Source organism: Candidatus Deferrimicrobiaceae bacterium (genome assembly GCA_035256765.1).
Taxonomy (GTDB): domain Bacteria; phylum Desulfobacterota; class Deferrimicrobia; order Deferrimicrobiales; family Deferrimicrobiaceae; genus CSP1-8.
Genome location: DATEXR010000104.1, coordinates 1 through 4,639 on the forward strand (window position 1 = coordinate 1; position 4,639 = coordinate 4,639).

The following is a 4,639-nucleotide window of genomic DNA, read 5'->3' on the forward strand; positions in this document are numbered from 1 at the left end:
CCGACCTTCCCACATCGTGTAGACGATGATCTGGTTGTCGGAGAGGTCCGGGATGGCGTCCACAGGCGTCCGCAGGAGCGCCCAGATCCCCCACAGCAGGATGACAACGCTCCCCAGGATCGTCAGGAACCGGTTCTTGAGACAGGCGGAGATGATTCCGTTGATCATCGCCTCGCCCTTCCCGGATTACTTTCCGCCGTGCCCGGCATGACCGCCTTCCCCGGCGGCGCCCCGGGACGATGGCGCGGGAGCTAAGCCTTCCTTCGGCGTCTGCTTCGGGCCCTCAGTGCCCCCATGCCCCGCGTGGGGATCCGACTGGCCGCTCTTGAGCTGGCTCTCCGAGTCGATCAGGAACCCGGCCGAGGTCACGACCGTTTCGCCTTCCTTGAGCCCCGACAGGAGCTCGTAATACCCGTTCGACTTGTGGCCCACCTTGACCATCCGCGGTTCGAAGGTGTTCGGCTTCACCTCCACCCATGCCATAGCACGCTCGCCGGTGATGAGCACGGCAGAATCGGGCACCGCCAGTTCCTTCCCCTTCCTCCCCTTGAACAGGACGTTGGCGAACATGTCGGGCTTGAGCAGACTGCCGGGATTGGGGAGGTTTATCCGCACCTTGATCGTGCGGGTCTCGGGGTTAAGAAAAGGATCCACGAACGCCACGAGCCCTTTGAACTCCCTCCCCGGGTAGGCTTCGGTCGTGACGACGGCCGGGGTGCCCACGGGCACCTTGTGGATCTCGGTCTCGTAGATCTCCGCCTGGACCCAGACCGGTTCGATCTCCGCAATCGAATAAAGCGGCGTGCCTTCCATCACGTAGCCCCCTGCCGTGACCAGCCGCTCCGTGACGATCCCCGTACCGGGGGCATAGACCATGAAAACGGTCTTCGGCTCCTTCGTTTTTTCAAGCTCCTCGATCTGGGCATCCGTAACACCCCACAGCTTCAGGCGCGTCCTGGATGCCTGGACGAGCCTTTCCGCCATATCCCTCTCCTCGGGATAGGGGTTCTCCTTCATCCGGTCGTGCATCGCGAGGGCGAGCAGGTACTCCCGCTGGCTGGCGACAAGATCCGGGGAGTAGATCTCCAGCATCGGCTGCCCGCGGACGACCCGCGTCCCGGTGAAGTCGACGAAGAGCCTTTCCACCCTGCCGGCGATGCGCGCCGACACCTTGGCCACCTTCCGCTCGTCCCAGGAGATCTTCCCGACCGCGAAGGTGTCGAGGACGAACTCCCGGCGCGACACCTTCTCGGTGGCCACGTTCGCCATGAGCCGCTGCGTGGGGTTCATCGCCACCATCCCGATCGCTTCGTCCTCGTATACGGGTACGCGGTCCATCCCCATGGGCGATTTCCCCGGCTGGTCGCTCCGATCGCCGGGGATCATCGGGTCGGTCCAGTATAGGATCTTCCTTTCCTTCTTCCCGCCTGCTTCGCCGGCCGGCCCGGCCGCGGAGGCCATGCTCTCCTGGGGGACCAGCGTCATCCCGCAGATCGGGCAGGCGCCCGGCTTGTCGGAGACGATGAACGGGTGCATCGGGCAGGTGTACTTCGTCGGCCCCTGGGCGACCTTCGCCGTGTTATCCCCCGGGTGGGGGTGCAGCAGGTTGTGAAAGGCGGGCATCTTGAAAAAGGCCAACGTCCCGGCGCCGAGAAGGATCAGCGCCGAAGCCGCAATGACGATGGCGCGCGACGTCTTCTTCGGCCTGTCTTCGCTCATCTTCCGTCTCCGTGTCGCTTCGGTTTCGCATCCCGTGTTCCCGTCAATTCAGGTCCCTCCCCACCGCGGCTTCCAGCCTGGCCTTCTCCATGTAAAGATCTCCCAGCATCCCGTGGTAATCCTTCCGGGCCGCAAGGAACGCCATGACCGAATCCATCAGCATCGGGAAATCGATCTTCCCCACGCGGTACGCCTCGAGGTTCACCGAGAACGCCGTTTCGGCGTGCGGGATCAGGGTCGTCCGGTAGAGCGTGGCGACCGAGGAGCGGTTTTCGATCGTCGCCAGCGACCTGCCGATTGCGTTCGCCGACTCCAGGTCCAGGCTCGCCAGCTCCCGCCTGGCCATCTCCCTCTCCGCGGTCATCTCCCGGACGAAGGGATCCAGCTTTTCCGTTTTCCATATGGGAAGGGTCAACAGCAGCATCGAGGAGAACATGTCGGGGCGCTTCGTCCCGTCCGGCATCGCGTCCCGCTGCATGTAGGAGGCGGAGATCTCGAAGTCGGGGAAATATTCCTTGTTCGCCATCGCGATGGAGGCTTCCCCTCGGAGAATGCGCACCTGGAGCGATTTCCTCGCCGGTCGTTCCTCCCGGTACGCCGCCATCAGCTCTTCCTCACGGAACGGCAAGGTGAACTCCTGGAGGTGCTCGATCTCGGGGACCGGCAGGTCGGGCGGCAGGGCGGCGAGCGTGTTGAGGCGAATCGAGAGGACCTTCTCCCGGTTCTCCAGGACGAGGAGCATCTCCCGCATCTTTTCGAACTCCACCTGTCCCCGGTGGACGTCCGCCTGCGTCACCTTGCCCACGGCGTACATCTCCTGGGAAACCGCGACGATCTCCCGGAGGACCTCCCTGCTCCGGCGCACCTCCTCCGTTTGCCTGCGCACGTGCGACAGATCCACGTAGGTCATCTTGATCTCGGCCCGAAGCATGTTCCGCATCTCCTGCAGGTCGAACTCCGTTTGTTCCTTCTCGCGCATCGCGACGTCCGTCCGCAGCTTCCGCTTGCCCGGAAAGGGGATCATCTGGGAAACCCCGATCTCCTTCCCCGTCATGTCCTCGTCCCGGAACGACCACGAGTTGACGGGAATGTTCACCAGGCCGAACCACCCCTTCGGATCGTCGAGGGCACCGGCCCGGATCGCGGCATTCTCCTTCATCCGGATCCTCTCCTGCATCGCGGAGAGGGAGGGGTTGTTCGCCAGCGCCGCTTCCGTATAAAAAGAGGCGGAACGCGGCGCCTCCTCCGCCATGGAGGGGCCTGCGGACAGGGATAAGCCCGCACACAGGAAGAGGATCGCCCGGAGAACCCCGATCTCCCGGGTCCGCTCCCGGTCGCTCCCCATCACGGCCACGAAGACCATGAGCCCCCCGATGGCCAGACCACGGCGGGGACACCCGGGCCGGGCTCGCGGAACCGGTCGACCGCCTCCTTCCGGCTGGTCGCCGCTTGGCGGATCGCCGAAACCCCGGCGCCGGGCAGGGCCCGGGTGAACCCGATGTCCCGGGAGTTCATCAGCTCCTTGTTGAGGGAGAAGTCACTAACCGGAAGGGTGGAGCAGGCGAGGGAGAGCGTCGGGTCGGGGAGGGAGCCCGCGGGAAGGATTCCCCTCTCGGCGGATTCGGCGGCGAAACGGACCGACGGGAGGTTCGGGTTCCTCTCGATGGATTCCTGCACCGCAAGGGCGAGCAGGAGCAGAAGCAGGATCGGCACCCATCGCCCAAAGATTCCACCCTGTACCATTCCTCTCACCCCTCCCCGTTTTCCGACGACATTCCAACAGAAATTCCATCATATTACATCCTCATGATGCTACCTGACACCCCGATCCATTCCCACCGATTCCTCCGAAGACCAACCCGTGGTTCCCTCACGGACCGTCCCTTCGCGCCGGGATTCCCGGTCCTGGTCGACGGCCACGGCCGGACGGGATGCCGCTGCATCATGCCTCCCCCCGTGCTTACCGTGGAAATGACCCGCTGCCATCCAGAGGAGGAATCCTCCAGCCATCATGGCCGCCATCAGAATCACGACCGCTTCCCCCCGAACGTTCCGGAGCGTCGCCTCCCCTCCCGTACGCATCATGGTTCCCCTACCCGGAATATGCCGACCGCTCTGCCGTGTCTTTTTCCGCATCCCCGATTTCCTCCGATTGTTCCTTTTTGTTCGGATGGTTCATCACGATGTCGATTCCCCCGTTCGGGCCCTCTCCGAAAATTTCCCTCGCCTCCGCCAGGAGGGCGAGGTAATTCTCTCGCGTGTCCCGCACACCCTTTCGGCGCTCCTCGATGCAGCCGATCGCCTCCTTCATCCCGGACACGTAATCCGTGCGGTACACGGTATACCGCCTACGCATCCCTATCCCCTCCTTTCGTTCCAAAGGCAAATCGGCAGGACCGACCATTGTCAGGCGGCTCGAGGCGTACGGACGGTCACCTCCCGCCCGACGGGGAATCCGCCGGGGGGCAGCATGCGCTTCCGGAACCGCATCCCCCCGCCGACGTCGTCCTGCCGGGGGCGAACGATCCCCCGAGCAACAGCGTTGCGGCCACCGAAAGGATGGCCGCCGCTATAACGGCGACTACCAGCCCCCTCCAGGAAGGCGAGGAGGGGCCGGGCAGACCATTCGGATCCGCATCACTCGCCGGCACATTTTCCGCAAGGAAATCCCTCTCTCCCCTTCCTTCCCAGTAGTGTTTCCCCTCCATTGGTTCCCCCTCCCAAGGTCTTTGCCGGCATTCAACCGCGTAATCCCATCGCCTGACCGGACGGCGACATGCGCCGGTCCTCCTCCACCAGGCCGTCGCGCAGACGGACGATCCTCGTGGAACGGGACAGGTTCGCCCGGTTGTGGGTGACCATCAGCACGGTCTTTCCCCTGCCGTGCCATTCGGAAAACAGATCCAGGATCTGCTCCCCC

General features: G+C 64.1%; 6 protein-coding genes. All 6 read right to left on the minus strand.

The genetic code is table 11. The features are described 5' to 3' along the window. Window positions 1–186: 186 nt before the first annotated feature. Window positions 187–1,719 carry an efflux RND transporter periplasmic adaptor subunit gene (locus VJ307_03500; GenBank protein HJX73198.1) on the minus strand — a complete coding sequence of 511 codons (1,533 nt, stop codon included), beginning with the start codon at window positions 1,717–1,719 and terminating at the stop codon, window positions 187–189. 43 nt (window positions 1,720–1,762) lie between these two features. Further along, window positions 1,763–3,082, minus strand: coding sequence for a TolC family protein (locus VJ307_03505; GenBank protein HJX73199.1), 1,320 nt, complete (start codon window positions 3,080–3,082; stop codon window positions 1,763–1,765). Next, window positions 3,064–3,462 carry a hypothetical protein gene (locus tag VJ307_03510; protein ID HJX73200.1) on the minus strand — a complete coding sequence of 133 codons (399 nt, stop codon included), beginning with the start codon at window positions 3,460–3,462 and terminating at the stop codon, window positions 3,064–3,066. The genes VJ307_03505 and VJ307_03510 overlap by 19 nt, the downstream gene beginning before the upstream one ends. Before the next feature lie 69 nt (window positions 3,463–3,531). Next, the gene (locus VJ307_03515; GenBank protein HJX73201.1) at window positions 3,532–3,804 is read right to left on the minus strand and encodes a hypothetical protein; all 273 of its coding nucleotides are present in this window, start codon (window positions 3,802–3,804) and stop codon (window positions 3,532–3,534) included. 7 nt (window positions 3,805–3,811) lie between these two features. Beyond that, window positions 3,812–4,075: a hypothetical protein gene (locus tag VJ307_03520; GenBank protein ID HJX73202.1), complete on the minus strand. Its 264-nt coding sequence runs from the start codon at window positions 4,073–4,075 to the stop codon at window positions 3,812–3,814. A 383-nt stretch (window positions 4,076–4,458) separates the two neighbouring features. After that, the coding region (locus VJ307_03525) for a hypothetical protein (protein HJX73203.1) at window positions 4,459–4,639 on the minus strand (181 nt) is incomplete at its 5' end.

What these genes read in the sequence shown, in the direction of transcription:
- VJ307_03515 (HJX73201.1), bottom strand. Translation starts at nt 3,804, where the DNA reads ATGATGCGTACGGGAGGGGAGGCGACGCTCCGGAACGTTCGGGGGGAA.
- VJ307_03510 (HJX73200.1), bottom strand. Translation starts at nt 3,462, where the DNA reads ATGGTACAGGGTGGAATCTTTGGGCGATGGGTGCCGATCCTGCTTCTG.
- VJ307_03520 (HJX73202.1), bottom strand. Translation starts at nt 4,075, where the DNA reads ATGCGTAGGCGGTATACCGTGTACCGCACGGATTACGTGTCCGGGATG.
- VJ307_03505 (HJX73199.1), bottom strand. Translation starts at nt 3,082, where the DNA reads ATGGTCTTCGTGGCCGTGATGGGGAGCGACCGGGAGCGGACCCGGGAG.
- VJ307_03500 (HJX73198.1), bottom strand. Translation starts at nt 1,719, where the DNA reads ATGAGCGAAGACAGGCCGAAGAAGACGTCGCGCGCCATCGTCATTGCG.